At 49.9% G+C, this 25,964-nt stretch carries 24 protein-coding genes and 1 riboswitch; of the genes, 17 read left to right on the plus strand and 7 right to left on the minus strand.

The genetic code is table 11. The features are described 5' to 3' along the window. The 4 genes from QOL74_RS14940 to QOL74_RS14955 all read left to right on the plus strand — a co-directional run bounded on the left by QOL74_RS14940 (nt 1) and on the right by QOL74_RS14955 (nt 3,440). A complete protein-coding gene (locus QOL74_RS14940) occupies nt 1-354 on the plus strand; it encodes a helix-turn-helix domain-containing protein (protein WP_283410301.1) in 354 nt (117 codons plus the stop codon). Between the two features lie 185 nt (nt 355-539). Continuing rightward, nucleotides 540-651: riboswitch (SAM riboswitch) on the plus strand. 247 nt (nt 652-898) lie between these two features. Next, nucleotides 899-1,711 carry a MetQ/NlpA family ABC transporter substrate-binding protein gene (locus QOL74_RS14945; protein ID WP_283410302.1) on the plus strand — a complete coding sequence of 271 codons (813 nt, stop codon included), beginning with the start codon at nt 899-901 and terminating at the stop codon, nt 1,709-1,711. Nucleotides 1,712-1,753: 42 nt separating this feature from the next. Further along, nucleotides 1,754-2,794, plus strand: a complete 1,041-nt coding sequence (locus tag QOL74_RS14950) for a methionine ABC transporter ATP-binding protein (RefSeq protein WP_430383878.1) — start codon at nt 1,754-1,756, stop codon at nt 2,792-2,794. Continuing rightward, nucleotides 2,778-3,440 carry a methionine ABC transporter permease gene (locus QOL74_RS14955; protein ID WP_283410303.1) on the plus strand — a complete coding sequence of 221 codons (663 nt, stop codon included), beginning with the start codon at nt 2,778-2,780 and terminating at the stop codon, nt 3,438-3,440. Before QOL74_RS14950 ends, QOL74_RS14955 begins: the two co-directional genes overlap by 17 nt. A 42-nt stretch (nt 3,441-3,482) precedes the next feature. Here the strand turns inward: QOL74_RS14955 and QOL74_RS14960 are convergent, their stop codons facing one another. Next, on the minus strand, nt 3,483-4,022 hold the full coding sequence (locus tag QOL74_RS14960; protein ID WP_283410304.1) for a nitroreductase family protein: 540 nt from the start codon (nt 4,020-4,022) through the stop codon (nt 3,483-3,485). Between the two features lie 178 nt (nt 4,023-4,200). Between QOL74_RS14960 and QOL74_RS14965 the strand changes: the two genes are divergently transcribed. From QOL74_RS14965 to QOL74_RS15000, 8 genes are all read left to right on the plus strand, one after another. Continuing rightward, a complete protein-coding gene (locus QOL74_RS14965; RefSeq protein ID WP_283410305.1) occupies nt 4,201-4,707 on the plus strand; it encodes a TIGR03943 family putative permease subunit in 507 nt (168 codons plus the stop codon). A gap of 95 nt (nt 4,708-4,802) precedes the next feature. Next, on the plus strand, nt 4,803-5,978 hold the full coding sequence (locus tag QOL74_RS14970) for a hypothetical protein (RefSeq protein WP_283410306.1): 1,176 nt from the start codon (nt 4,803-4,805) through the stop codon (nt 5,976-5,978). Continuing rightward, a complete protein-coding gene (locus tag QOL74_RS14975; protein WP_283410307.1) occupies nt 5,941-6,972 on the plus strand; it encodes a GNAT family N-acetyltransferase in 1,032 nt (343 codons plus the stop codon). The genes QOL74_RS14970 and QOL74_RS14975 overlap by 38 nt, the downstream gene beginning before the upstream one ends. Before the next feature lie 49 nt (nt 6,973-7,021). Beyond that, entirely contained in the window at nt 7,022-8,449 is a 1,428-nt protein-coding gene (locus QOL74_RS14980) for a B12-binding domain-containing radical SAM protein (protein WP_283410308.1), read from the plus strand. Then, on the plus strand, nt 8,446-9,165 hold the full coding sequence (locus QOL74_RS14985) for a class I SAM-dependent methyltransferase (RefSeq protein ID WP_283410309.1): 720 nt from the start codon (nt 8,446-8,448) through the stop codon (nt 9,163-9,165). Before QOL74_RS14980 ends, QOL74_RS14985 begins: the two co-directional genes overlap by 4 nt. Next, nucleotides 9,162-10,559, plus strand: a complete 1,398-nt coding sequence (locus QOL74_RS14990) for a B12-binding domain-containing radical SAM protein (protein ID WP_283410310.1) — start codon at nt 9,162-9,164, stop codon at nt 10,557-10,559. Before QOL74_RS14985 ends, QOL74_RS14990 begins: the two co-directional genes overlap by 4 nt. A gap of 78 nt (nt 10,560-10,637) precedes the next feature. Beyond that, complete coding sequence (locus QOL74_RS14995) at nt 10,638-11,978, plus strand: B12-binding domain-containing radical SAM protein (RefSeq protein WP_283410311.1); 1,341 nt, start codon at nt 10,638-10,640, stop codon at nt 11,976-11,978. Nucleotides 11,979-12,057: 79 nt separating this feature from the next. After that, entirely contained in the window at nt 12,058-13,452 is a 1,395-nt protein-coding gene (locus QOL74_RS15000; protein WP_283410312.1) for a B12-binding domain-containing radical SAM protein, read from the plus strand. An 83-nt stretch (nt 13,453-13,535) separates the two neighbouring features. Here the strand turns inward: QOL74_RS15000 and QOL74_RS15005 are convergent, their stop codons facing one another. The 4 genes from QOL74_RS15005 to QOL74_RS15020 form a co-directional block, all read right to left on the minus strand. Further along, nucleotides 13,536-15,065 (minus strand): sensor domain-containing diguanylate cyclase/phosphohydrolase, encoded by a 1,530-nt coding sequence (locus tag QOL74_RS15005; protein WP_283410313.1) that lies wholly within the window; start codon nt 15,063-15,065, stop codon nt 13,536-13,538. Beyond that, on the minus strand, nt 15,037-16,215 hold the full coding sequence (gene ercA, locus QOL74_RS15010) for an alcohol dehydrogenase-like regulatory protein ErcA (protein ID WP_283410314.1): 1,179 nt from the start codon (nt 16,213-16,215) through the stop codon (nt 15,037-15,039). The genes QOL74_RS15005 and ercA overlap by 29 nt, the downstream gene beginning before the upstream one ends. A gap of 184 nt (nt 16,216-16,399) precedes the next feature. Continuing rightward, entirely contained in the window at nt 16,400-17,569 is a 1,170-nt protein-coding gene (locus QOL74_RS15015) for a PP2C family protein-serine/threonine phosphatase (protein ID WP_283410315.1), read from the minus strand. A 2-nt stretch (nt 17,570-17,571) separates the two neighbouring features. Continuing rightward, nucleotides 17,572-19,314, minus strand: a complete 1,743-nt coding sequence (locus tag QOL74_RS15020) for a [Fe-Fe] hydrogenase large subunit C-terminal domain-containing protein (protein WP_283410316.1) — start codon at nt 19,312-19,314, stop codon at nt 17,572-17,574. Nucleotides 19,315-19,961: 647 nt separating this feature from the next. Between QOL74_RS15020 and QOL74_RS15025 the strand changes: the two genes are divergently transcribed. The 4 genes from QOL74_RS15025 to QOL74_RS15040 all read left to right on the plus strand — a co-directional run bounded on the left by QOL74_RS15025 (nt 19,962) and on the right by QOL74_RS15040 (nt 22,832). Next, a complete protein-coding gene (locus tag QOL74_RS15025; protein WP_283410317.1) occupies nt 19,962-20,690 on the plus strand; it encodes a LytR/AlgR family response regulator transcription factor in 729 nt (242 codons plus the stop codon). A gap of 109 nt (nt 20,691-20,799) precedes the next feature. Beyond that, nucleotides 20,800-21,978: a GHKL domain-containing protein gene (locus tag QOL74_RS15030; protein ID WP_283410318.1), complete on the plus strand. Its 1,179-nt coding sequence runs from the start codon at nt 20,800-20,802 to the stop codon at nt 21,976-21,978. Between the two features lie 135 nt (nt 21,979-22,113). Beyond that, nucleotides 22,114-22,275: a cyclic lactone autoinducer peptide gene (locus QOL74_RS15035; protein WP_283410319.1), complete on the plus strand. Its 162-nt coding sequence runs from the start codon at nt 22,114-22,116 to the stop codon at nt 22,273-22,275. Further along, the gene (locus tag QOL74_RS15040; protein ID WP_283410320.1) at nt 22,272-22,832 is read left to right on the plus strand and encodes an accessory gene regulator ArgB-like protein; all 561 of its coding nucleotides are present in this window, start codon (nt 22,272-22,274) and stop codon (nt 22,830-22,832) included. The genes QOL74_RS15035 and QOL74_RS15040 overlap by 4 nt, the downstream gene beginning before the upstream one ends. Nucleotides 22,833-23,157: 325 nt before the next feature. Here QOL74_RS15040 and QOL74_RS15045 read toward each other — a convergent pair whose 3' ends face one another. Then, nucleotides 23,158-23,859: an IS630 family transposase gene (locus QOL74_RS15045; protein ID WP_283410321.1), complete on the minus strand. Its 702-nt coding sequence runs from the start codon at nt 23,857-23,859 to the stop codon at nt 23,158-23,160. Beyond that, the gene (locus tag QOL74_RS15050; protein WP_283410322.1) at nt 23,799-24,308 is read right to left on the minus strand and encodes a helix-turn-helix domain-containing protein; all 510 of its coding nucleotides are present in this window, start codon (nt 24,306-24,308) and stop codon (nt 23,799-23,801) included. Before QOL74_RS15050 ends, QOL74_RS15045 begins: the two co-directional genes overlap by 61 nt. 215 nt (nt 24,309-24,523) lie before the next feature. On the opposite strand from QOL74_RS15050, the gene QOL74_RS15055 reads away from it, so the two are divergent. Continuing rightward, nucleotides 24,524-25,390, plus strand: coding sequence for a hypothetical protein (locus tag QOL74_RS15055; protein ID WP_283410323.1), 867 nt, complete (start codon nt 24,524-24,526; stop codon nt 25,388-25,390). The last annotated feature ends 574 nt before the right edge of the window (nt 25,391-25,964 follow it).

The following is a 25,964-nucleotide window of genomic DNA, read 5'->3' on the forward strand; positions in this document are numbered from 1 at the left end:
ATGAAACTTAGTACACATCTGGTCGGCCCGCGCATTCGCTTGCTTCGGGAGGAAAAGCATATTTCACGCGAGACATTAGCGGAGGTCTTAAAGCTATCAGAATCATACATCGGGCTGGTGGAAAGAGGCGCCCGCGGCATTACCCTAGAGAACCTGATAACTATCGCAAATTACTTCCATGTGACACTTGATTATTTTGTGGTGGTTGCTCCTGCCGGTAAATCAGCCGAAAGACTCCACCAGCTCTCCGGATTAATCGATGCATTACATGAAGATCAGTTCGATCTGGTGCTCCGTCTGGTCAATGACCTGAGCCGCTATTTTTATGCAGACGCACCTGGCAAACAAAATTAGGGCAGACGCACTCATTTTCCTGGGCCTCCCCCCATCTCCTCCATCACGACAAATCGCTTGTTCCAGGAAACGTTTTCCCTTTTCCGGAAAAGTTTTTTCCCAAAAAAATGTTGACAAGTCTTCTCATCCGTATTAGAATTCATTTAAGTTTTTCTTGCAGCACCTAAAAACTGAATCGTAAAAAACTCTTATCTAGAGTGGTGGAGGGACTGGCCCGATGAAACCCGGCAACCGTATCTGATCATTGATCAGGTAAAGGTGCTAATTCCTGCGAAACGTTGTTTCGGAAGATGAGAGAGACAAAACTCCTATGTGTGTTTGGCTCTCTGTCTTTGGCAGAGAGTTTTTTATTGTTCAAAAGGAGGGAGTCGCCACCATTCAAACAGCCAGTGATCCACTTAACAGCCAAAAAGAAGTCATCTGTCTTTTGGCTGCAATGACAGGGCATTTGCTCAGATAATTCTTTCGCAGAATCACCGAAAGCTTATTGCCCCCACCTAAACTGATGCATGACATTTCAAACCAAACAGGAGGAATAACACTGATGAAAAAAATTCAATTAACCTTACTTGCGCTTGTCATTTTACTGTTACTGTCCGGCTGCGGCAGCAGTGATGCCGCCGTCACCCCGCTGGACCCTCAGCATCTGATCGTTGGTGTGACTGCAGGACCCCACGAAGAGATTCTTGAAAAGATTAAGGAAATTGCCGCCAGGGACGGTGTGGAAATTGACATTCAGGTCTTCACCGAGTACGTTATGCCCAACATCGCTTTGGCAGAGGGAGAACTGGATATCAACAGTTTTCAGCATCAGCCCTATTTGGATAATTTCAAAAGCGAACGCAACCTGGAGCTGATCGATGTTGCCAGCACCGTTATCTTCCCCATGGGGATTTATGCCACCGAATATGGCAGTGTGAGTGACATTCAGCAGGGAGATCTCATCGGCCTGCCCAACGACCCCACCAACGGTGCCCGGGCACTGATTCTTTTAGAAAGCGCTGGCCTGATCACTCTGACAGAAGGTATTGGCGTTGCTGCCACCGTTATTGACATCGAAGAAAACCCCCTTGACCTGCGTTTCATCGAACTGGAAGCTTCTCAGATTCCCCGGCAGCTGGATGAACTGGCCGCAGCCGCCATCAATGCCAATTTCGCCATCGAACACGGCTACGTACCCACAGAAGACACTATCTTCCTTGAATCCGGTGATTCTCCCTGGGTGAATGTCATCGCCGTGAGAACCGGCCATGAAAATGACGATGCAGTGAAACAGTTTATTGAATACTACCATCTGGACGAAGTGCGCCAGTTCATTGATGAACATTTTCAAGGGTCGATCATTGCTGCCTGGTAAAGAACGGCAGCAAGCTTTTACAACAGGAGGAAAGGGCTGGTTTTGTTGATTCAGTTGCATCAAGTATCCAAAACATTTCAATCTAACATTCAGCAGGTGGAAGCCCTTCGGGAAGTCTCTCTTAAGGTGAATCCCGGCGAAATCTATGGCATCATCGGCCACAGCGGCGCTGGAAAAAGCACACTGATCCGCATTGTTAACCTGCTGGAGAAGCCGACTTCCGGTCACATTGACATTAACGGTGTTGATTTGACCAGGCTTTCCCCAAAAGAACTCAGGGAAATCAGGCGTTCGGTGGGTATGATCTTTCAAGGTTTTAACCTGTTGAAAACCGCCACGGTGGAAGAGAACATCGCCCTTCCTCTGCGCCTCACCGGCCTCTCTCATCAGGAGATTAGCCAGCGGGTGGAAAAATACCTGGCAGTGGTTGGGCTGACAGATAAAAAACAAGCCTACCCCGCCCAGCTGTCCGGTGGTCAAAAGCAGCGGGTGGCCATCGCCCGGGCGCTGTCCCACGAACCGAAAATATTGCTCAGTGATGAAGCCACCAGCGCCCTGGACCCGGAAACAACCGAATCCATTCTGGATCTGCTGTTGAGCATTAACCGGGAGTTCGGCATCACTATTCTTCTGATCACTCATGAAATGAATGTCATTCAGCGAATTTGCGACCGGGTGGCTGTGATGGAACATGGAAGTATTGTGGAGGAGGGAAGTCTGCTGGAAGTCTTTTCTGATCCCAGACACCCCACCACGAAAAAATTCATCAACAGTCAGTTCCCTCAAAGCGCCCTGTCACTGCTTTCCGTTGATGAGCAGGATGGCCAGCCGGTACTGGAACTGTCTTTCGTGGGCGCTGTCACCGACCAGCCCATCCTGGCAGAAGTCTCCAAACAGTTTCAGGTTTCCCCCAACATTTTGTCTGGGAATATTGTTCCCCTGAAAAATGCTCATTACGGCAAGCTTATTGTTCAACTGCTGGGTGATCGGGAGGAAACGGCAAAGGCTGTGGCCTACATCAAATCCACCGGTGTGAAGGTGGAGGAATTAAAGGGAGGTGAAGCTCATGCAAGCCTTTTATAGCCGTTGGGGAAACGTCATTTTCAAGGCAACCATCGAAACCTTTCAAATGGTCACCATCGCCATGTTTTTTGCTGTTCTCATCGGGCTTCCCCTGGGTGTCCTCCTCACCCTAACCCGCAAAAACGGAAGTCTGGAAAACCGATGGGTTTATCAGGGACTAAACACCCTCATTAACCTGATCCGCTCCATTCCTTTCATTATTCTTCTCTTTTACATTTTGCCCTTTACCAAGCTGCTGGTGGGCACCTCCATCGGCGTGAAGGGAGTTATTGTACCCCTGGTGGTTCATACCGCCCCCTTTGTGGCCCGGCTGATGGAATCTGCCCTGCTGGAGGTGGACCGGGGAGTGGTGGAGGCCTATGAGGCCATGGGGGTCAGCACCCCCAAAATCATCTGGTACGTGATTATTCGGGAGGCCCGCCCGGCCATTGTGCTGGGGCTCACCATGGCCATTATCGCTCTCATTGGTGCCACCGCCATGGCCGGCTTGGTGGGAGCCGGGGGTCTGGGGAACCTGGCCTACAGTTATGGTCACCTGCGTTACGAAGTGTCGGTGATGCACACCACAGTACTGCTGCTGATTGTTCTGGTACAGTGCCTCCAGTCGTTGGGCAACCACCTGGCAACCCGCCTTCGGAAAGAGTAACCCATCGCAAAACGAGAGCCGGCTGAAATCAGCCGGCTTTTATTACCAGGTTTCCCAACGAACGATATCAGACAGTTTTTTTCGGGGAGTGGGAGCAGGCGCATGGGCCGGATAACCCACCGTGATCACCGCCACCACATATTTGTCGCCGGGAACTCCCAATACCGGTCGAATCTCCTCCTGGGTGAACCAGGCCACCCAGCATGTTCCCAAGCCTTGATTTTCAGCCTCCAGCACCAGATGTTCCGTCGCAATCGCCGTGTCCCTGATCACTTGCTTCAGTTCATGCTGGGGACTCTCCTCTGTCAGCACCACCTCCGGGTGGCCGGTGATCCGACTGGAAAGATCAGCCACACAGGCAATGTGGACGGGAGCCGTAAGCATCCACTTCTGTTGATGCGAAACAGCCGCCACTTTTTCCCTCATTTCCTGAGACTGGATGACAATGAAACGCCAGGGTTGGGTATTATTCCCCGAAGGCGCCCACCGGGCACTCTCCAGAATAGCTGTGATTTTTTCATCCTCTACAGGCCGGTCTTCATACTTTCGAATGCTTCTTCTCGTTTCAACAGATGTCAGCATATCATCACTCCTCACGTTAATTGATTGCTGTTGCTTTCCATGAACAGCCTGCCCATTGATATCTGTTTTCATTTGTCTTGGCTGGGTATTTATATTATAATACTCTTTATTCATCCTACCCAATGAGGCGGGAAATGAACAGATTTGAAGCAAAATCTGTGAAAACGGAGGTTCTTTTATGCAAAAACGACAATTCACCCTGACCATGCTCTTACTCCTCACCTTGCTTTTGGCCGCCTGCAGTCAGTCCACCGGCAATACTGCATCACCTGCTGTCACCGTAGCGCCCGCAGCCGAAACGACGACTGCCGCATATGAAGCAGATGATTTCTTGCCTTTGGTCTTACCGGTCTATGAAGACCTGGAAGGCCATCTGGGTGAGGAAATCACTGTGAAAGGCTTTGTATTTCAGCGAGACAGCTATGGAGAAAATGAGTTCATGGTCACCCGCATGCTGGTGGAATGCTGCTTTGACGATGCAGCTCCCACCGGATTTGTCACCCGCTGGGAAACTGACGTGTTGCCGGAGGTCGATTCCTGGGTGGAGGTCACCGGTATCATTGATCAACGGGAAATCACCGATTCGGTGACAGGCATGGTGTTCATCCAGCCCTACCTCATCGCATCTTCTGTTGAGCCCATTGAACCCTACGATTCCCCCTATGTCTTTTTCGAAACAGAATAACCACCTGCACACACCGGCCACAGATCATCCGTGGCCGGTTTTTTGATGGCAGATTCGCAAAGAATGGTATAATAAGGCATGCAAGGGAGGCGCCTATGAACATTCGAACCTTTGACATTTCCAATCCCCTCCGGCATCGCCGGGACATCAGTGCCTATCTTCACTTTTGCCGTCGGGTATATGCCCAAAATCCTCACCACCGGGACCTGATCACACCGATGCTGAAGGAACTGCTGACAGGCAGGGCCGTCATCTGCAGGAGCAGCTGGCTGAAGCCGCTGATGGTGTTGAACGATAATAATCACATTGTGGCAGTCTGTCTGTTGGCAGTGGTGGACCGACTTCCCCACCTTATGCAAATCACTTACTTTGAAGCCCTTCCCCAGCAGACAGCGGCAGTCAACTTGCTGATTCAGGCGGCCAGGGAAGCCGCCGTCATTAAAAAAGCCACCGCCGTCAGCGTGGGACTGAATCTCCATGTGAACTACGGGCTGGGTCTGTTGTCCAGTCATTTTGACACTTCCCAGACCTTTGGCAGTGCCTATAACTCACCGGAGTACCCGGCCTATTTCGCCCCCCACGCAGGCCATGAAATCAAACTGGTCAGCTACCTGACCCATATGCCTGACTTCGATTTTTCGGCGGGACGCCGGTTGATGGAACGCATGCTTCCCTCTTTTCACGTGCGCCCCGCCCGGTTTCACCGGCTTAAGGAAGAAATCGCCCTGTACACACATCTGAACAATGCGGCCTTTGGTGAACATCCTTTCTATTATCCCCGGCGGCAGAACGAAGATCTTGAACTTTTCCAAAGCTTTCGCCATTTTCTGCGGCCTGAAAACCTGCTCTTTCTCCATGATGGCAACACCCCCGTGGGCTTCATGCTCTGGTACCCGGATTTTAACCAGCTGATCCCCCCCGGCGAAGGCCCCGGCCTGAAGGCTGTCATTAAAAACCGTCTTTTAGGCCGCCGCATTGACCGGTTCAAAATTGTGGAGCTGGGCATCATTCCCGCCTATCAGAAAACCGGGGCTGTCCTCACCCTTTTTGACAGCTGTTACCGCTTGACAAAAGACCGCTACCAATGGTGCGAAGCCGGCTGGATACTGTCAGATAACCGGGCTTCCACAGGCTTTGGCCGCCGCTGGGCCCATGAACCCTATAAAGAATATCGGGTCTTTCTCCTGCCTGTTCAGGAAAAGGCACCCCCAGGGGAAAGGATGACTCTGGAAGATGACCTACTCTTTTCAGCATTTCCACCACGCCCGTGATCTGCCTGCGACCTGGGATGCTGTCTGCCACAAACAGCCATGGCTTCACCAACAACTGCTGACACAGCTGGAAACCCTCAACCCCTGCAACCAGCAATACTATCTCAGCACCTTGTTGAAAACTGCCTTTGTCACCTACCACCTTAAAATTGATCCCCTGGCTCTTAAAACCAGCCTGGGGTTGAAGCTCCCCGCCACCATTGTCGGCATGCCTCTTTCCCTGTCAGTTCCCGGTTATGCCGCCACCCCACCAGGTTTGGAGGCCATGGCCACTTTCATCCGCCAACAATCCGGCCTGTGGATGATTCTCAACGCCACGGAACAGACAGCCGAGTCCGCTTTTCCCTTTCCCTGCACCCCTGCACTCCCCGCCTGTTCCATGCCCATTGCCTGGGATACTTTCGATGCCTATCTGGCTGCTCTCCGCAGCCACTACCGCCACCGTCTGAAGAAAGCGCTGAATCGGGGGCGGTCACTGACGGTATCGATTCTGCCTGAAGGCGCGCCCCTGCCGCCGGCTCTTTACCGCCTTTATGAGCAGGTTTACCGACGGTCACCTCACAAACTGGAAAAACTGTCGCCTCTTTTTTTTCAGCATTTTCCAGCAGAAATTCATTCCTTTTATTTGGAAGAGCAGCCGGTGGGGTTTGTGCAGCTCACTGTTCATCAGCAGGAAATGACCTTTCTTTTCTGTGGGTTTGAAAAGCAACTAACCACCACCCATGACCTGTATCAAAACATGCTCCTTTATCTGGTGCGGCAGGCCATTGACAGACACTGCCACACCCTGCATCTGGGACAGACTGCCGTTGAAACCAAACAGAAACTGGGCGCCCGTTTGGAACCCCGCAGCCTCTATCTCCACCACTCCCAGCCCCTGGTACGTCATCTGGCCCGTCACCTGACCCCCCTGCTGGGGTATCGCGACACCCCATCCCATTACCGGGTTTTCAGAGACTCATTATCTGGCTATTTTCCTGGCGAAAACCGCTGATGAAACGGTTGATCAGTATTCTCTGATCCCTTTGAAAGGATGTACTCCCATGAAGTTCTTACTGGTTAAATGCCACCAACCCACCCTATTCACTGCCCTTCAGCCCATTGTCACCGAACCCCTGGAACTGGAAGTGCTGGCGGCTGTGATTCAGCGCCACGGGCACACCTGCCGTCTTTATGACAGCTGGTTGGAAGAAATATCCTTTTCCCAGGTGCTTGAGGAAGCATCTCCCCAGGTGCTGCTGCTTTCCGGCTATATCACCGCGCTGGAAACGATGAAGGCCACGGCAGCTCAGGCCCGGAAACAATTGCCCCAGCTGCTGATTCTGGCAGGAGGAGTTCATGCCTCCCTGAACCCGGCCGATTTCATGGTGACCGCCATCGACCTGGTGGTTCACGGCAACGGAGTGGTGGTGTTGGACCAGCTTCTGGCCACGGATTGCAGGCGGGAATCCTGGCCTCTGACAGATGGCATTGCCTATCAGGCTGACGGCCAGTGGCATCTGAACCCTGCCAGCCTGATGACAGCTCACCACCTTTCAACCAGTCAGGCAACCAGTCAGGATTCGGAATCGCCCTGCAACGAAACCCCGCCGGCTTCCACACTGCCACCCCTGCCAGACCGCCGCTATTTCAACACCTACGCCCACCGCACCCATTACATGACCCAGCGCCCTGTGGCACTGATTCAAACCGCCCTGGGCTGCCCATATACCTGCGACTTCTGTTATTGCCGTCACCTGAACGGTGGTGCCTACACACCTTTTCCCCTGGAGCGGGTAATGGATGATCTGGCCGCCGCCAAGAGTCACCTCTGCTGGATCGTGGATGACACTTTTTTACTCCACCGCCCCCGGGTGGAAGCCTTTCTAGACCAGCTGCAGCAGCGGCAGATTAACCGGCAGTTTATTGCCTACGCCCGGGCCGATTTCATTGTGAACCATGCCGATCTGCTCCCCCGTCTGAAAGCCGCCGGGTTCAGACAACTCATTGTTGGTCTTGAAGCCGTGGACCAACAGCGACTGGATGACTACGAAAAGCGCCTTTCCCCGGAGATGAACCAGCAGGCTGTCACTCTCATGAAAAGGGCCGGGATGGAAATGGCCTGTCTTTTCATGGTGCATCCCCAGGACCGCCACTCCGATTTTCGCCGGCTTCGCCGCTGGATCCGCCGCAACCGGCTGGCGCCTTACACCCTGAGCATCTACACACCCATGCCCGGCCTTCCCGGATATGACGCCGCCAAGCCCTTGTTCACCACCTCCGACCCTGCCAAATGGGATTTTCTTCATCTGGTGCTACGCCCCACTCACATGAAACCCTGGGTCTTTTACCTTCAGATGGCGTACACCTACTCCCTCCAGCTTTTCTGGAGCCCTCTGGTGCGCCGCACCGTATGGCGGGCTGTGACACGTACCTGCCGCCGCCTGCTGCATTTGCCACCCCATCAATCTCTTCAGGAGGAAACCCCATGATCTTTAAACCCGCTTCTTTTCGGCTTTGGAATTTCTGGGCCCCTTATTATGAAAAACTCTGGGTGCAGTCCGTCTCCCTCACCCCCACCCGCCGGGCAGTGATTCAGCAGGTGTCGGCGTGGATTCAGTCGTATCAACCGCTTCACGCACATCAGGCTCACGAGACCCATACTGCCCAGCCATCTTCACCGACGTTCCCGAAGCTGCGCATTTTGGACGTGGGCTGCGGCACCGGCCAGCTGCTCCGGGACATTCGCCGCGCCTTTCCCCACCTTCCCCTGGAACTGACTGGGGTGGATTATGCCCCGGCCATGATTGCCCAGGCACAGGCGCTGGAATCCGGCGAAACCCGCCCCATTACCTACGCCTGTCTGACCGCCCAGCAACTGGACCAGTTGCCCCAGCCCTGCCACCTGATTCTCTGCACCCATTCTTTTCCCTATTATCCCGACCAAAGGAAGGCCCTGGACCAGTTTCGCCAGGCCCTGGTGCCCGGCGGGCATGTGATCATGGCCCAGGCTGCCGGCGTGACCCTCTATGATCGTTTCGTTCTGTTCTTTGTCAAATGGACCACAGGCGCGGCCCTTTACCCCAGTGAACCGGCAGTGCGTCAGCTGATCCATCGCCGTTTTCAGGTAAAGCTGGTGCGGCCCCTGCGGGGAAAATGGTTTATGCCCACCATACTGCTGTTCCATTTAGAGGAGGCTGCCCAATGAACCTGCTGCTGGTGCGGCTGAAGCCCCCCAAAGAAACCATTGGGTTGCAGCATGTGATGATCTGCGAACCCCTTGAGCTGGAATATGCCGCCGCCATGGTTACCCAACCGGGTGTCACGGTGCAGGTGCTGGATATGATTCTGGAAAAAAGACCCCTGGAAACCCATTTAAAGGAAATCAGGCCCCATCTGGTGGGCTTCACCGGGTATATTACCCATGTGAACCTGATCCGGGAGGCGGCCAGACAGGTGAAGGCACTGCTGCCCCACTGCGGCGTGGTAGTGGGAGGTGTGCATGGGGAAGTGCTTCCCGAGGATTTCCACGACCCGGCCATCGATGTGATTTTGGAATCCCACAGTCTCAGTGCATTTCAGCAGTTGGTGACCCACTTGCTGGCCCTGGGCCAGGCCGATCCCAGGACACCCCTGTTTCCACTGAAATCCCCCTTGGCCATTCAGGGCATTCATCAGCCGGGGACCCGGCAGCCAAAGGAAACCTCCTTTGACTACCCCCTTCCCCTGCGCCAGGCCACGGCAAAATACCGACACCGGTACCATTACCTCTTTCATCGTCCCTGTGCCCTGATGAAAACCTCCTTCGGCTGCCCCTACCAGTGCACCTTCTGTTTTTGCCGCCAGATCACCGGAGGCGCCTACTTCACCCGACCGCTGGACTCGGTGGTGGCCGAGCTGTTGAGCATCGAAGAGGAACACATCTACATTGTGGATGATGATTTTCTCGTATCACACCAGCGGGTGCTGGACTTCTGCCAGGCCGTGGATGAGAAGGGCATCCGGAAACGCTATCTGGTATATGGCCGGGCCGATTTCATCAGCCGGCATCCGGAGGTGATCCGCCGTTTTCGTCAGAGCGGTCTGGAAGCCGTCATTGTGGGGCTGGAATCTTCCCGCCCGGAAGATCTGGACCAGTACCACAAACAAACCACCCTGGAAGAAAATGAACGCGCAGTGGCCATCCTTCACCAATATCAGGTGGTGGTGTATGCCACGCTGATCCTCGACCCCGCCTTTACCCCCGCTGATTTTCGGCGGTTGGGACGATGGCTGCGAAACCTGTCACTGGTGTTTGTCAACCTGCAGCCATTAACCCCCCTTCGGGGAACGCCCCTTTACGACAGCTACCGGGACCAACTCACTGAACCGGAAGCACATGTGGAAAAATGGGACCTGGCCCATCTGGTGCTGCAGCCCGCCGCCATGAGCCGCCGCCGGTTCTACCTGGAACTGCTCCTTCTCTACATTCGGGTGACTCTTCATCCCCGCAGCCTTTTTTGGCTGCTGAAACGCTACGGCCTGTGGGAATCGCTGCGCCTTTCCAGAGGCAGCAGCCACATCACCCGGCAATACCTGGTAAAAATCCTGCGAGGGCACTGACTCCCTCCTGATTTCACTGTTCTTCAAGAAAATAAGACCGACACGTTATCTTTCGACAGGAAAGGAACCCTGCACCCCATGATAAAGAAAAAACTGCTGTTGATTCAATCCAGCCCTTACGACCCCCAGGGCAACCCCATCAAACGGAAAAAGCTCTATTTTGTGGGGTTGGCCCTCCCCCTGCTGGCGGCCCTCACCCCTGGTGACTGGGAGGTGGAAATCTGCCTGGAAACCATTGATCCCGTTCCCTTTGACACCGACGCCACCCTGGTGGCCATCGGCAGCATGGGCCACGCCATCATCCGTTCCCGTGATCTGGCTCTGGCCTTTCGCAAACGGGGAAAACCGGTGATCATGGGAGGCTACATGGCCAGTCTCATGGCCGAAGAAGCCAAAAAATACTGTGACAGCGTGGTCATCGGCGATGCGGAGCCTGTGTGGGAACAGGTATTGACAGATGCCGCCGCGGGCACACTGAAGCCTTTTTATCAGGCCCCGCTCACCACTAGTGCCGCCGGTACCGCCTATTCCACCCCGATGCCCCGGTTTGACCTGATCATCAACAAATCCATCGGCAATTTTTTGCCGGTACAGGCGGGCCGCGGCTGCCCCAACACCTGCAGTTTCTGCTCTGTCGCATGTCTTTACCAGGGCCATTACCACCAGCGTCCGCTGGAAGAAGTGGTACGGGATATCCATCAGGTGCGTGACCTGGGTTTTCGCCGTTTCCTGCTGTTGGATGACAACATCGTTGCCAGTCGGGACTATCTCATGGCCCTGTGTCAGGCCATTACACCGCTGAAAATGACCTGGTTTTCCCAGTGTGACATTACCATCGGCAATGACCTGGTTCTGCTGAAAGCGCTGGCCGACAGTGGCTGCCAGGTGCTCAGTTTCGGTCTGGAAAGCATCTCCCGGGAAAGCCTGGTGGCCATGGAGAAGGGCTGGGCCCACCCCGATGAGTACCCCCGCCTCATCAGGAACATTCAGGCGGCGGGCATCGATATTTCCACAGAAATGGTGCTGGGAGCTGACGGCGATACCCTTGAATCCATCGAAGCCACCGCCCGGGTTATTGATGAACTGGGGGTGGTGGTTCCCCGGTTCTACATTCTCACCCCCATCCCCGGCACCCGTTTTTTTGACCAGATGCAGGCGGCGGGGCGCATTGTGGAAGATGACATTCACAGCTACAATGGCACCCGGGCCGTTCATCAACCCCGGCACATGACCCCGGAAGACCTGACAGAAGCCTACTGGTTGCTTTACCGCCAGGTATTTTCCTTCCGGTCCATCCTCCGGCGCACCCTGCTGCGACCCGGCACCTGGCGAAATCTGCCCTTGTCACTGTTCTATCTGGTGGTGAACCTCACCTATCGAAACCAGATTCGCCGGGGAATTCCGCCCAATATTTTGTAGCAGGCTGAAGAGCATCGTCCCCGCCACCAGGGAGATGATGTGCTGTGGATGTTTATCTGAAAAAGAGAGGAAGTAACAGATGCGTATTTTATTGGTTCGCCCACCCCGGATGAAACAGGCGGTGATCATTGGCGAATTTATGTTCAGCGAGCCCCTGGGGCTGGAAATGATGGTCACCGTGTTAAAGGATACCCATGAGGTGGAGATCCTGGACATGATGACGGACTCGATGTCTCTGGAAACAAAACTGGCGGCTTTTCAGCCCCAGGTGGTGGGCATCACCTCCCTGTGCATTGATGTGGAGGCGGTGCTGGCCCTGGCCCGACAGACCAAGACCTTCAACCCCGCCATTCAGGTGGTGGCGGGAGGTACCCAGGCCACCCTGCAGCCCCAGGCTTTCATCCATGCGGCGGTGGATCATGTGATCCAGTATGCCGCCCGCCAGAACATCACCCAGCTGATGAACCTTCTGGCAGTGGCGTTGTGTCCCTCCGCCACCGCTGAGCTTCCCCTCATTGAGGGGATCCGAAGCCGCAGTCATCAGTATCAGGAGGTTCCGCCAGTGAGTTTTCCGCCATGCAACGAGTACATCCTGCCGGACCGAAAGAGTACCCTCCAGTATCGTTCTTCTTATTCCTACTTCGGTTACCGCCCCTGCGCCCTGCTGGGAACTTCCCGGGGGTGCAGCAAAACCTGCGATTTTTGCCTGCGGTGGCGGCTGGAAGGTTCCCGGGAGCACTATTTCCCCATGGAGCAGGTGCAGGCAGACATCGAAAGCATTGAAGAACCAAATGTGATGATTTTTGACAATGATTTTCTCCACAACCCCCACCGGGTGATGGCCTTGTGTGATTATTTGGAAGCAGCGCAGATTCATAAGAACTGGATCTGCTATGCCAGTGTTCACAGCATTCTGAACCATCCTGAAGCCGTGGCGCGGTTCCGTGATCTGGGGCTGCAGGCGGTGCTGGTGGGGTACGAAACCTTCAGCGACGAAGAACTGGCCCAATACCGCAAAAAAACCTCCCGGCAGGAAAGCCTGGAGGCGAGTCGTTTCTTAAAAAAGCTGGGGGTGGATGTGTGGGCTTCCTTCATGGCCCACCCTGACTGGAGCAAAGAAGATTTCCGTGCCTTCCGCCGGTTCATCAGGGAGCTTAACCCGGAGATATCCAGCATTTCACCCCTGACGCCCTTTCCCGGACTGCCTCTCTATGAACAGTACCAGGACCGCCTCCTGTACCCCCGGGAGGCCTATGCTGCCTGGAGCTTCGGCCAGGTGATGATTCGCCCTGGAAACATGAGCCTGGTGGGTTATTATGGGGAACTGCTGAAAACCAATTTCTACGTGAACCTGGTCTGTAACAGCCTGGGGTATGTGGTGAACAAATTTGGTCCCCTGAGCCTGCTCCGCCTGACCCGGGGTTCGTTACTGCTGTTGATACGATATCTGAAGCTGATGTGGCAGGCACGCTGAAGCGGTACGACATGTCACCCGTCAGTCACCGGTTATTGCTGACTCTCGCCCGGCTCATTGCAACTACCCCGTCAACAGCACCCTCACCGACCCGCTTCATCTTTGCACATCTGCCACAAAGAGGCATCGGAATGGTTCCGCTGAAGGACCGTTTCAAATACCATCACCATCTGCGGATCAAACTGGGTTCCCGAGCTTCTTTTGATTTCCGCCAGGGCGGCTTCGGCGGGCATGGCATTCCGATAGGGGCGGTCATTGTTCATGGCATCAAAAGCATCCACAATGGCCAGAATCCGGCATTCAATGGGAATGACTTCTCCTTTCAACTGCAGGGGATACCCGGAGCCATCCCACTTTTCATGGTGCTTCAAAATCAGCTGAGAAATTTCCTTCAGCTCCGGCGAAGCGGCGGCGATACGCTCCCCAATGCGGCTGTGGGTCTTCATTACTGCCCATTCCTCTGCGTTCAGCTTGCCGGGCTTTTTTAGAATACTGTCGGGAATCCCCACTTTTCCCAGATCATGGAATTTGGTAAGGAGCCGCAGGCTGTCTTTCTGTGATTGAGAAAGTCCCAGCTGCTCACCCATGGCTTCTGCCAGAAATGTCATTCTGTCGGCATGCCCCTCCGTGATGTAGTCTTTGGCTTCCAGCGCCTTCATCAGTGTGCGCACCAATGCACTTTTGCTGCTGCTTTCCTTCAACAGCTTATGCTGATATAGGTGGTGATCTGCCTGCTGGTGCAGTTCCTTGGTGGCCAGGCACCCCTGCTGATGATAGGCATAACCGTAGGAAACGCCCAGACTGCCTGTCTCTATTTCCCGGTTATAGGCTTCCAGTCTTTCCCTGAAAGTCTGCAGCATGGTTTCGATGCTTTCAATGGGCTCCTGTTCCACCAGCACCGCGAATTCATTGCCGCCGATACGGGCCAGGTAATGGGTATCCTTCACCAGTTGTTGCAATAGTTTTGCCAGACTGACAATGATCTGATCTCCTGCCAGGTGCCCGAGAGTGTCATTGATCACTTTCAATCCGTCAATATCAAAAAGAATGAGAGCAATCCCTTTCAGGTCTTTGCCCTCTAATTCCAGCAGTTTCTCCTCAAATTTACGACGGTTATACAGGCCTGTGAGGTGATCTTTTTCCGCCAGGGTTCGCAGGCGGTTTTCCAGCTGGCGCTGCTCTGTAATGTCCCTGACAATGATCAAGACTTCTTCCAGCTCAGTGGCATGCATCCGGGCTTCATAAGTGATGCTTGTCCCCTCGCCTTTCAGCTCAAAAACTTCCTGCTGCATCTCTTGTGTTTCCAGGCATTTCATCACTTTTTCCCGCAACATATCAGTAATTCCAGGCTCACGGAGAATGGCCAGGGAACGGTTGGTTTCCTGGCGGGACCCGGCAGAAAAGGGAGCCAGATGCCCCCGGGCATCGCTCACCAACAGCATATCGGGAATGGCCATCATCAGGGTGCGGTTCCTGGAATGGGATTTTTCTAGAGAAGCCATTTTTTCCTGCAGTTCCGGGTAATAGCTCTTTCTGATGGAGCCTTCTCCCAAACCGATGATAGCTTCCCGGGTGACCTGCTTTTTATCCTTGGGGGTGGAAAAGTTTTTCATAAATGGTCACAACCTCTGCTTTGGTTAGTTTTTTGGGGTTGGTCACCATGCAGGGGTCCTGCAAAGCACTTTCCGCCATTTTATCGATCTGCCCCGGGGTGACCGTGACAGCAGGGAGGGTATCCGGTATTCCCACCCGCTGCCGTAACGCTGAAACCGCCTGTACCAGTTGCCGACGCAACTGGTCATCATCGGCCGCCTCCATGGGCAGCTTCATCTGACGGGAAAGATGTTGAAATTGGGAAACCGCATGGGGATAATTGAGGAAGATCAGATGTTCCAACAGAATACCGTTGCATTCGCCATGAGCCAGGTCCAAAAGCCCCCCAAGGCTGTGAGCCAGAGCGTGAACCGCCCCCAGGCTGGCGTTGGAGAAGGCGAAACCGGCATGAAGAGATCCCATCATCATGTTCCGCATGGTTCCCAGGGTACGCTCCGGTTGAACAGCGGCTTCCAGATTTTCTGTCACCAGGCGCACCGCTTCCAGGGCATGCACATCGGTTAGTTCGGATCGGGCATTGGAAACGGCTGCCTCGATGGCATGGGTAAGGGCATCCATTCCAGTGCAGGCGGTGAGGTAGGGGGGCATGGTGAGAAGGGGTACCGGGTCAATAAGGGCCAGATCAGGCACCACTTTTTTGCTGATAATCGCTTTTTTCACATGCGTCTGGGTGTCTACAATAATGGCAAACTGGGAGACATCCGCCGAGGTGCCGGCGGTGGTGGGAATGCAGATGAGAGGCGGACCCGGCAGGCGTACTTCATCCACACCTTCATAATCGAGGATATGACCGCCATTGGTGGAGACAATGCCAATGCCTTTGGCGCAGTCCATGGGGCTCCCGCCGCCCACAGCAACGATAAGATCGCATTCATTGGCCAGAAACAGCTCTGAACCCAGCATGACTTCATAATCCTTGGGATTTTCTGTCACATCGGTGAACAGCTCCACTTCTTTGTCAAGCTGGCGAATGGAGTCGATAATGCCGGCAAACCAAGGTTGCTCGACCACCTGGGGGTCAGTCACCACCATCACCCGCCGGGCTCCAAAGTGGGCCACGTAACGGCCAGCCAGCAGCCGGGCATCGGTACCCACAATCACTTCCGGCACCACAAACTTTCGAAGCTCTTTCATGGCTCTGTCTGGCATGCCCATCCCTCCCCGGAAAATACTACTGGATTGATACCCGTAAATGAGTGCTGTAATCGACAGTCGGAGTGAAATGTTCTGACAATGGTCTGATTTCAAATAACGTTTGCTTGCAGCATCATTTCAGAGAAAAAATGAAAGCCTTTCAGCATGGTCTTCAACCAGGTGAAAGGCTTTTCAACATTTAGAAACGGGTGATGGTTACCTGTTTCCCCATTTTTTTGAGGATGGCCACCAGTTCTCCCACCACATGATATTTCCGGTTCAGGTTTTCAAAGTCGGAGTGTTGCCGATGGGCTTCATTGACAGCATGCCCCATAAAGAGGTGAATGCGAGTGGACTGCTGCAACAGATATTGGGAGAGCTGGCCGGCGCCGTGCTTTTCTTTCAGCCGTTGTCTCACATTCTGAGTCAAGTGATATCGCTCAAGATTTCGCAGGGTTTTCAGTGTATAATCCAGTGTCAGAACCCCTTCGGTAATCAAGTCAATGCCTTTCATGCGGGAAATGGGGGGAATCCGATCGGTGACACTGCTGGTCTCCACCACCAGCTCCCGGCCTGTTTCCCGGGCCACAATGTTGGCCGCCGTTCCGCCGCAGATGACCTTGCTGCCCTCACTGGCCAGAAAAGCCTTCACCAGGGGCACGTCTTCATTCCGGGAGACGGGGGGGCCGACGAATAGATTCAGGGGACTGGCCTTTCTGTACTTCAATGTCACAGCAGTCGCATCGTCAGCCGGGTGGCCGTCATACAGGTCATGACACTTGGTCATCAGCTCCCGGGGCAGCATTAACCCGCTCTGAGTCGCTGCATTTTGCCGCAGGTACTCTGCCACATGCTCCCATTGCCACCCCATGCTGAGCAGATTTCCTTTCCCGGCATGCACCACCCCATCAGACACCAGGGTCAGGCTGTCACCCGGAGCCATGGTCCCTTCGGTTTCAAAAATTTTCTTGCCGTGAAGCATGGATGCACCGGTATCCTGATGAAACACCATTTGTTTTTCCCGACTGAAATAGAAAGCCGGCGGGTTGTCGTATTCCACCACCCGCACTTTTCCCGTTTTTTCCATCTGAACAATAGTAAAGGTGGAATAGGCCATCCCCAGGTCCTGACACACAGGCAGGGTATGCACGATGGTGTCCACCACCTGGGAAAGCTCGGCACCTTTCTTCATCATGGTGGCCGCAATCTTCGCCGTCAGTCCTGCCAGAATGGAAGCTTTAACGCCGCTGCCCATGCCATCGGAAAGCACCGCAATCACGCCGTCTCCCGTTCTCACAATTTCCACCTGATCCCCACAGGCAATTTCTCCCTGTTTCACCAGTTGTGCCACACCCACTTCAATATCCATGTTTATGATTCCTCCGCCCTGTCCAGGGTCAATGCCATCATTTGATCCAGTATCACTTTGGTTTCTGCAGTGGTTTCTCCCAACAGGCTGCAAATCTCCTGGGCCACCCGCATCTGGCGGTGAATCACCTCTTGGGCGGTTTCCACCGTTTGCCGCCGGACTGCCCGCAGCTCCTGCTCTTTCTCTTCTTCCCGGGTGACATTGTTGAGAATGGCCAAAATAGTGTCCTGTTCCCGAATATAGAGCAGATGCTGAATCACCGTCAGCCCCTGGCTTTCCAGGTAGACTTTTTTGCCGCACTGGCTGGTTCCGGTTTCAAAAACCTCCAGATAGTCTTCAAAGTCCAGGATTCCCGCCAGATGCACCCCCACTTCTGCTGTTTCGATTTTTAGATGCTTCACCGATGCCGGATTAATGCTGGTTACCTTCAACTCCCGGTTCACAGTGAAAATAAAGTTGGGGGAATGCTCAAAAATCAAATCGGAAATGGTTTCAATCTTTTTGCGCATGTAGGGAAGACACATGGAATCATTGGCCATGTGGTTATAAACGGCAATGGCCCGTTCCCGGCAGGTGTCGAACCCACAGGTGCCGCAGTTCAGTTCTTCTGCGGGTTTGAATTTCCCCATCTCCTTAATGATTTCTTCCAGCCGATCCGAAGGCGGCATTTTCCAGACAACCTGTCTGTCAGGGAAGGTTCTGGCGAAAAATCCGGGAAGATGTTGCTTGGGTTTGTCTGCCTTCTCATGAAACGGCTGGTGCGTGCTGCTTCGTTCCTCGATAAGTTTCTCCATCATCCCGCGACGCCGGTATACTGTGGCTGTCTGTTGATTAAAGGCCGGGCCGCCGAGACAGCCGTTTCGGCAGAAAGAAATGTCCACAAAGGCGGGTTCCAGCTCACCCCGTTCCATGGCAACAATCGCTTCCCTGCATTGTGCCACCCCTTCCACCTGCACGAAGGTTCGGGGAGATGCTGGTGTCACCTGTTCATAAAAAGACCCGTTACCCTGGAAACTAAATCTGACGGCCCGCTGGCTGCCCTGCCGATCCATGGGCTGAAGGGGCAGTTCTTTCCAGTGGGGACAGTCTTCCTCCAGCCATTCTTCCAGTTCCCGGAAGGTGAGGGCCGAATCTACCGCTTTGTCCACTTTGGAGAACCACAGGTTTTCCACCCGGCTGGCAATGCAGGGGCCAAAGTGGATGACACGACTCGCTTGTCCGTGAGTTTCCTTAAGGATTTTTCCGTGGGCGATCATGGCCGGCACCACCGGTGCCATGTATTGGCGAAGCTCGGGATGGTATTTTTGAATCAGTAGATTGGCAGAGGCGCAGCCGGCTGTAATAAAGTAGGGTCTGTCCCACTGGCGGTAGGTTTCATGGATGGAATCTATCAGAGCATCCATCCCCACACTGGTTTCTTCCACCACCTGAAACCCCAGAAAGCGCAGGGCTGCCGGCAGCCGCCCTGCATCATCGCCAAAGTAAGCCGCATAGGTGGCATCCAGGGAAGCCAGCATGTGTTGCCCATTGGATATGAAAGACTTGATTTTAATAAGGTGATTTCTGGGTGCCTTGTGGTTGTGGGGACAAATGATGAAGCAATTGCCACAGGCAATACAGCGGGAGGGGTTGATACGGGTGAGGTTTTCCTTAAAATTTATGGCTTTCACCGGGCATTGGCGAATGCACTTGTAACAGTTCTGGCAACCGGAGGTGGCAAGTGTCAGGGCATCGTTAACTCTCATGGGATCTGCTTCCTTTCTTAAACTCCCTGTAACTGAATGTACTTTACTGAATGACAGACGCTGCAAATGCCCCCTGCAGAACAAGAGGCATTTGCTTAATGGGGAAGATGTGAGCTGTGTTGGATGGTAAAAGCAGTTAATATTGTTAAGTTTTTAACTTTGTTGCTTGTCTATAATATAACATATTATTCATCTGAATGGAATGCCTTCTGCAGGATTATTTTTAAAGCAACCTTGTTTTTTAAGCACTTCATCTCTCCCAGGAAAGTCTTGCATCTTTATTTTCTGCTGCATGTATTTGATTGAATATTCATCCTCAGACGCTATGACCCTATTTAGCAGTACTGATACCGATGATGATTGTCATTTTTTTAACTTTATTAGCCAAATTTTTCCTGTCTTCATCTGGCATCTTGTCACCCTAATCCCCCGACCTACTTGAATCTTTAATTCCTAAAAATCAACTCTCGAAAGCCTTCTTCATGCATCATCGTCTTATTTCCCATTCATGAAGGCAAGGAATTCATCCAGCTCACGGGTAGGCAGATTGGCTGTTTTTTTGATGGTATGTTAAAATAAAAGGAATCAATCGCGAAAATAAAAACGTTGAAAAAAGAATGCCCAAAGCTCTTTGGAGGTGAGTTCCAATGGATCAAAGCTTCAAAATTGCTGTGTGCGATGATGATCAAATGATTCGACATCAATTGGATAAAGCCATCTCAAAGTTCTCAGAAAAAAAGTTGGAACCGTTTGAATCAATGACCTTCTCATCGGGAGAAGAGCTGATTCACCAGCTCCGTAGAGGCAATACCTTCGATTTGATTTTTTTGGATATAGATTTAGTGACCGTCACAGGCATCTATGTGGGTCAGTTCATCCGTAATGAGTTGTCCGATGAGCTAACTCAAATTGTCTATATTTCAGGCACTGAGCAATATGCCATGTCACTGTTCGAAGTGAGGCCCATGCACTTTCTAATTAAACCGATTAAAGATGACAAAGTGCAAGAAATGATCGCGTTGGCGGTTCAAATAAAGAATCAATTGATTCCGGTATTCGAATTTCAAACAAATCGAAACAGCATACGCATTCCAGTGGGAGAAATCATCTATTTTGAAAGTCATGGACGTAAAGTCTTTCTGGTGACAAAGAGTGAAACCTATCCATTTTATGGAAAACTTGCAGAAATCGAAACCCAACCACAACATCATTTGTTCCTTCGAATCCATCAATCATACCTTGTCAATTACCAGCACATCACCACCAGTGGTTTTGATCATGTACAAATGACCAATCAGACTACCCTGCCCATTAGCAGTAAGTACCGAAAAAGTGTTAGAGATAGAATGCTGACCTTGTATAAGAGCAGGAGATGACAACATTATGAACATTTACCATATCGCCTACCTATTGGCAAACACTTTATGGTTTTACACATTATTCCGCTTCATGAGGTTATCATTTCATCAAAGAAGAAAAACCTCATTGAAAACAGAAATTGTCTCTTATGTGCTCTTTCATGTCATGATCGGTATCATCTATTTTGTTCTTAATCTTCCTTGGCTCACAATGCTTAGTAATCTTGCCGGTATTTTATTGCTGACAATGAACTATGAATCCAATTTGCGTAAAAAAATACTTACAACACTTCAAATTTACCTGATTACGATGTTAGGTGAAACAGTGACGGTTTTGTTTTTGCGACAAATGATGGCAGATTTTCAGCCTGTAGGTATCAATTATGAATTAATCTTGTCATATTTTATTAGTAAACTGGTGATTTATATGTTTGTCCTTGTGCTGGGAAACTTGCGCCAAATAAAGCACCATGAACCAATCAAAAATGCTCATTGGTTCGCAGTGTTTCTAATTCCACTGGGCAGTATTCTCATCACTTATATTGTGGTCATTAATATCTATTTAGAGAACGAAATAGCTGCTTTTATGGCCATTTCAGTGATAATGACCATTAATGTATTGGTTTTCTACTTGTATGATGAAATTATACAATTTAACCGTCATTTACTTGAAAAAACAGTGCTTCAAAATCAAAACCTGGCCTTATTACAACAGCTCAGCCTATTTGAAGAATCACAGTCCAGATTAAATGCATTTAAACATGATTTGAAACAGCACCTTGGTACAATGCAGGTAATGGTTCAAAATGAAGAACATGATATGGTCAGCGACTATTTAAATGAGTTAAATGAACAAATGAATCAAGTTGATGGTTATGTGTCAACAGGAAATGCTGGGCTTGACAGTGTGATTAACCTGAAAATCAACGAAGCGAAAAACAAGGGAATTGAAATCAACTACCGTATCCAGGTGCCTGAAGATCTTTCGTTTAAACCGCTGGATATTAGTGTGATTATGGGAAATTTATTGGACAATGCAATCGAAGCTACCCAGTTAGTACAACAAGAACGTCAGATAATTTTAATAATCGAATGGTCAAAAAAATGTCTCTTTATTCAAGTGGAAAACCCATACGATGAACCTATTAAATATAGTGACGAGGGGAGATTAATAAGCCATAAAAATGTAGCGGGGCATGGTATCGGATTGCAAAATGTTAGACAAACACTGGAAAAGTATAATGGCACACTGGAGGTGAACCATCGAAACCAAAAGTTCAGCGTGGCTGCCATTCTTTATCTTTAACTTATGAAAATGCCCGGGACATGTCAATTATGACATGAAACCCGGGCATTTTTGACATTTTACTCTTCTGTTAAAGAAACTTGTGGTACGGTTATTTTGAAAGCAAATTAATTATGAAAAATGGAGGGGAAGTGTATGAAAAGAAAAGCTAAATTGTTACTGATAAAAATCGGAAAAGTAGTGGCTTCTTTAGCAGTATTAGTGACGGCACTTAATGTCAATTCTACTTGCATGTTTCTAATACATCAACCCAAATTGCCTGATGAAGCCTCAAAACTTAAGAAAAAAAGACAATGAATGCAGTCATAGGCACGTTGACAAACTGGATGATAAAAAGCGAAATAATCTTTTTGGATGATGTAGAGATCTTCAACTATGGTATAAGGCAAATCTGCATGGTGGGCGTGAGTACGATTTCAACACTTCTAATCGGATGGAGTATGGGAATGCTATGGCAGGCAATAGCTTTCTATTTTTTCTACATACCACTAAGAAGCTTTGCCGGTGGGTATCATGCAAGAACGCCCATTGCATGTTATATTTACTCACTAGTACTAATAGCCGTTGCATTGAAAAGCATCGATTTTATTTCTACAACACCCATTGCAGGTTACCTGCTCATTGGCATTTCAACAGTCGTTATAATAATATTGGCACCTGTGGGAGACCAAAATAAGCCACTTACGCAACAAGAACAAAAAAAATATAAGACGGTTACAATAAGAATTCTCGCATTTCACTTATCAGCATTTTTAGTAACATCAACTATTTCTGTGGAAGTTATGAGTATCATCTTAATCGCGATAAGTACTGTTGCCTTTATGCTGCTTTGTGGATCTGGAAATAACAATTGAGTATGAATGAAATGCTATAAGAAGTCATGTATTCATTTGCAAAATCAGCATTCTTTAACCACATCTTGAAGCAGTTATGGTCTTTGTTTGGGGAGAAATGTTGAATTTGCAAATGGGTGATTAATCAATAAGGGGGGCAACTATTAGTTGAGTTAATTACACATTTCACCTTTTTGCCAAATCCAAAAGAGAATACCAACCAAAACCACCATAGGCGGTTCTTGAAAAAATTTAATCAATAGGTTAGTAGAATCAACCCCTTAGCAATAGTGCACTAGTGTAATGTATCATTGATAGTTAGAATATATGGCTGCTCATCTCATGTCTAAACGTCGCCGTATTCAAACTTAGGATATAGCGAAACAAGTTTTGTCCTCGCCTGATTGTTAGTAAACTGCCAGTTGATTTTTGAAGCGCTTTTGTTTCGGTTAACTTCCCATGAGGCCAGTTCAGAACGAAGCTTCTGGAGATCTTGGACTCTACGATTAAGACATTGCCTGGTCATTACATTTAACTCTATTTCAGCAATGTTCAACCAACTGCCATGCTTTGGTGTGTAGTGAACTTCCAAGCGCTTGGCGATTCTTCGCGCCTCTGATGGAGGAAACTTTTTGTAGAGCGAGCTGATTTTATGGGTGTTCAGATTATCCAACACCAGTATTATTTTCTCAGCCTCCGGGTAACAAACGTCTGCAAGGTATTTGATTTCTTCTGCCCAGTCGATGGCAGTCCTTTGATTGCGAGCGTTCACATGTCTGAATCCGCCCAGAGGTTCTGTAAAGACGAGGATGCTGCATGTACCCTCTCGCACATATTCTGAATCAGTTTTCTTGTCACTACCCGGGCGCATGGGCAATGGTTCTCTTGCTTCACCAAGAAGTTGATAGGGTTTTTCATCCATACAAATGACTGGCCGAAACTCGTTGTAAGGCAACTCATAGACATCAAGGATCTCTTCCATGCAGGCTACGAATTCGGCGTTTTCTTTGGGGGGGATGCACCAGTATTTGTTTTTGTGAGGTCGCAACTCGTTTTTTTTAAGGATCTACCAATGGCATCTTTGCCAACGGGCACTTCAAGTTCCACCCGTGCTTTTTCTTCCAAAAGGCGAAGTGTCCATCTGGAATGGCCTTCAGGTGCTGGTCCACAGGCTATTTCGATGAGTTTTGCTTCAGCTCGACCATCCAGTTTTCGGCGGGCATTGTCTGAGTTGACACTTCTTTCCACTGAAAGCACATTGTCAATGCCTCCATCGACATAGTACTTGATTACATTATAAACAGTGGCATTACACACTCCCACAGACTTAGCGCACTGTTCTTGGGTATACTGTTTTCCGTGTGCTTCATCAAGAGCAATTAATATTTGGCATCTGCATTTGATGGTTCGTGTGGTCTCTTTTTTGCGTATGACAGATTTTAATTTGCGCAACTCTTCATCCGTTAACGAGATCACATATTTCTTTTTCTTTGACATTTTCAGATCACCGCCGTTTCTTTTATTATATCACGAAACGACTGTATTTTCAGTTATTATGTGCACAATTTATAACTTATTTATCAACGATATATTGCGCTAGTACCATATGGGTTATAGGATATTATTAGATGGCCATCTATAATATATAGCAGAAAAAAATAAAACATAATGTCCGTTATCCATGGAAGCAAAACGAAAGAGGTGCTTAAACAATGGAAATAAACAGAGCTTTATTAAAAGCGATTGCTGTATCACTTGTAATTTGCATAAGTTTTGTAATACCTGTGTCCGCCTATAGTGAATATGATAATCTGGATTGGCACTCAAATAAAGCAGGATACTCAAATGAGCTGTCAAGTGTCGATAAAGCAATAATTGAAGAAAGAATCAAGGACCTTTCGTTGTCAAATTTACACGAGTTGTCGCATGAAAATCAGAAATTAGTTAATGAGACGATAACTGGTCGAAATAGTTTACGTATAGCAGCGGTTTATGAAAATGAAGCTGTTTTAATATACGCTACATCTAATCCCAATGTGCACGTAGGCATAACAGGTGATTTTGTTGAAGTAATAAAACTAAATGATGATGGCACAATCACTATAAATGATGAACAACATACTGTTGAAGTTGTTATTTCCGAAGATATTGATGAAAAATCCTCTGCATTAAGTAAGGAAGATAAGTCTGGAGATATGGATTTACAATCCCGCAGCAGTTATCTTCCTATTTCAAACCCTGGAGGAAACTGGACACATATTAATACTAGAAATATTGATATAACATTGCAAAAAAATATAGTTTCTTATACTACTGCAGCTCTCGCGGTTATCATTTGCTTGAAAGTACCAGCCCTATTAGTAAGCGAACAATTTTATATAGGAATGGCGTCGCAATTCATATCTAATGTGGCTGTTAGGAATTCTAACTTTGTGAGGATCAATCAAAGAAAGTACAGTCACAACACGGGATTCAAAACCTATCGCTACCGAGAAAGAGGTTGGTCAAAAAATTTACAAGGCCAAATTGTGACAGATAACATATGGTATGCAAGATATATTGCTTGGGCGCCTAATTAATATTACATTAACCGAAGAACATTTGCACGAACTTTTTTCAAGCGATGATCGTGATCAAGCCGTTGCAAAACTTTAGAATAAATATTCAATCAGGTGCTGCTCGCCTAATCTAAAGAGCAGATTGGCGCAGACCATTATGAACGATCCGAAGACCAGAAAGCTTATCAAAATGTTTTTCGAGACCATTAACTCACCCGTGCAGTGTCCCACGCCCTCCGTGTTTTGCGCCAGCGCAATGGAGAGTTTAAAACCGTTTTTTTCAGCGTTATCAGATATGTGAACAAGCTTTAGTGCTTGCAATGATCGAAATGGCGGTATACAGTGTATCCAGAAGCAAAGTTGAAAACCTCACCTGCGAAGTTTGAGTAATACACAGTTTCCAATGTCCTGCAAAAGTCGTATAGGACATTGGAAACTGCAAAACGTTATAATATATGGAACGAAAAATAATAGGGCAAAATTATATTAGATAGCAAAAGACCTGAATCCGTGACACTCAGCACAAAAACAACTATCGAAGCTTAAAAGGCCCAAAAACCCTTAAAATTTGACACCCTGGATGGGCCATTGATCC

The sequence above is a fragment of the Anoxynatronum buryatiense genome, assembly GCF_900182905.1.
Classification (GTDB): Bacteria; Bacillota; Clostridia; order Peptostreptococcales; family Tindalliaceae; genus Anoxynatronum; species Anoxynatronum buryatiense.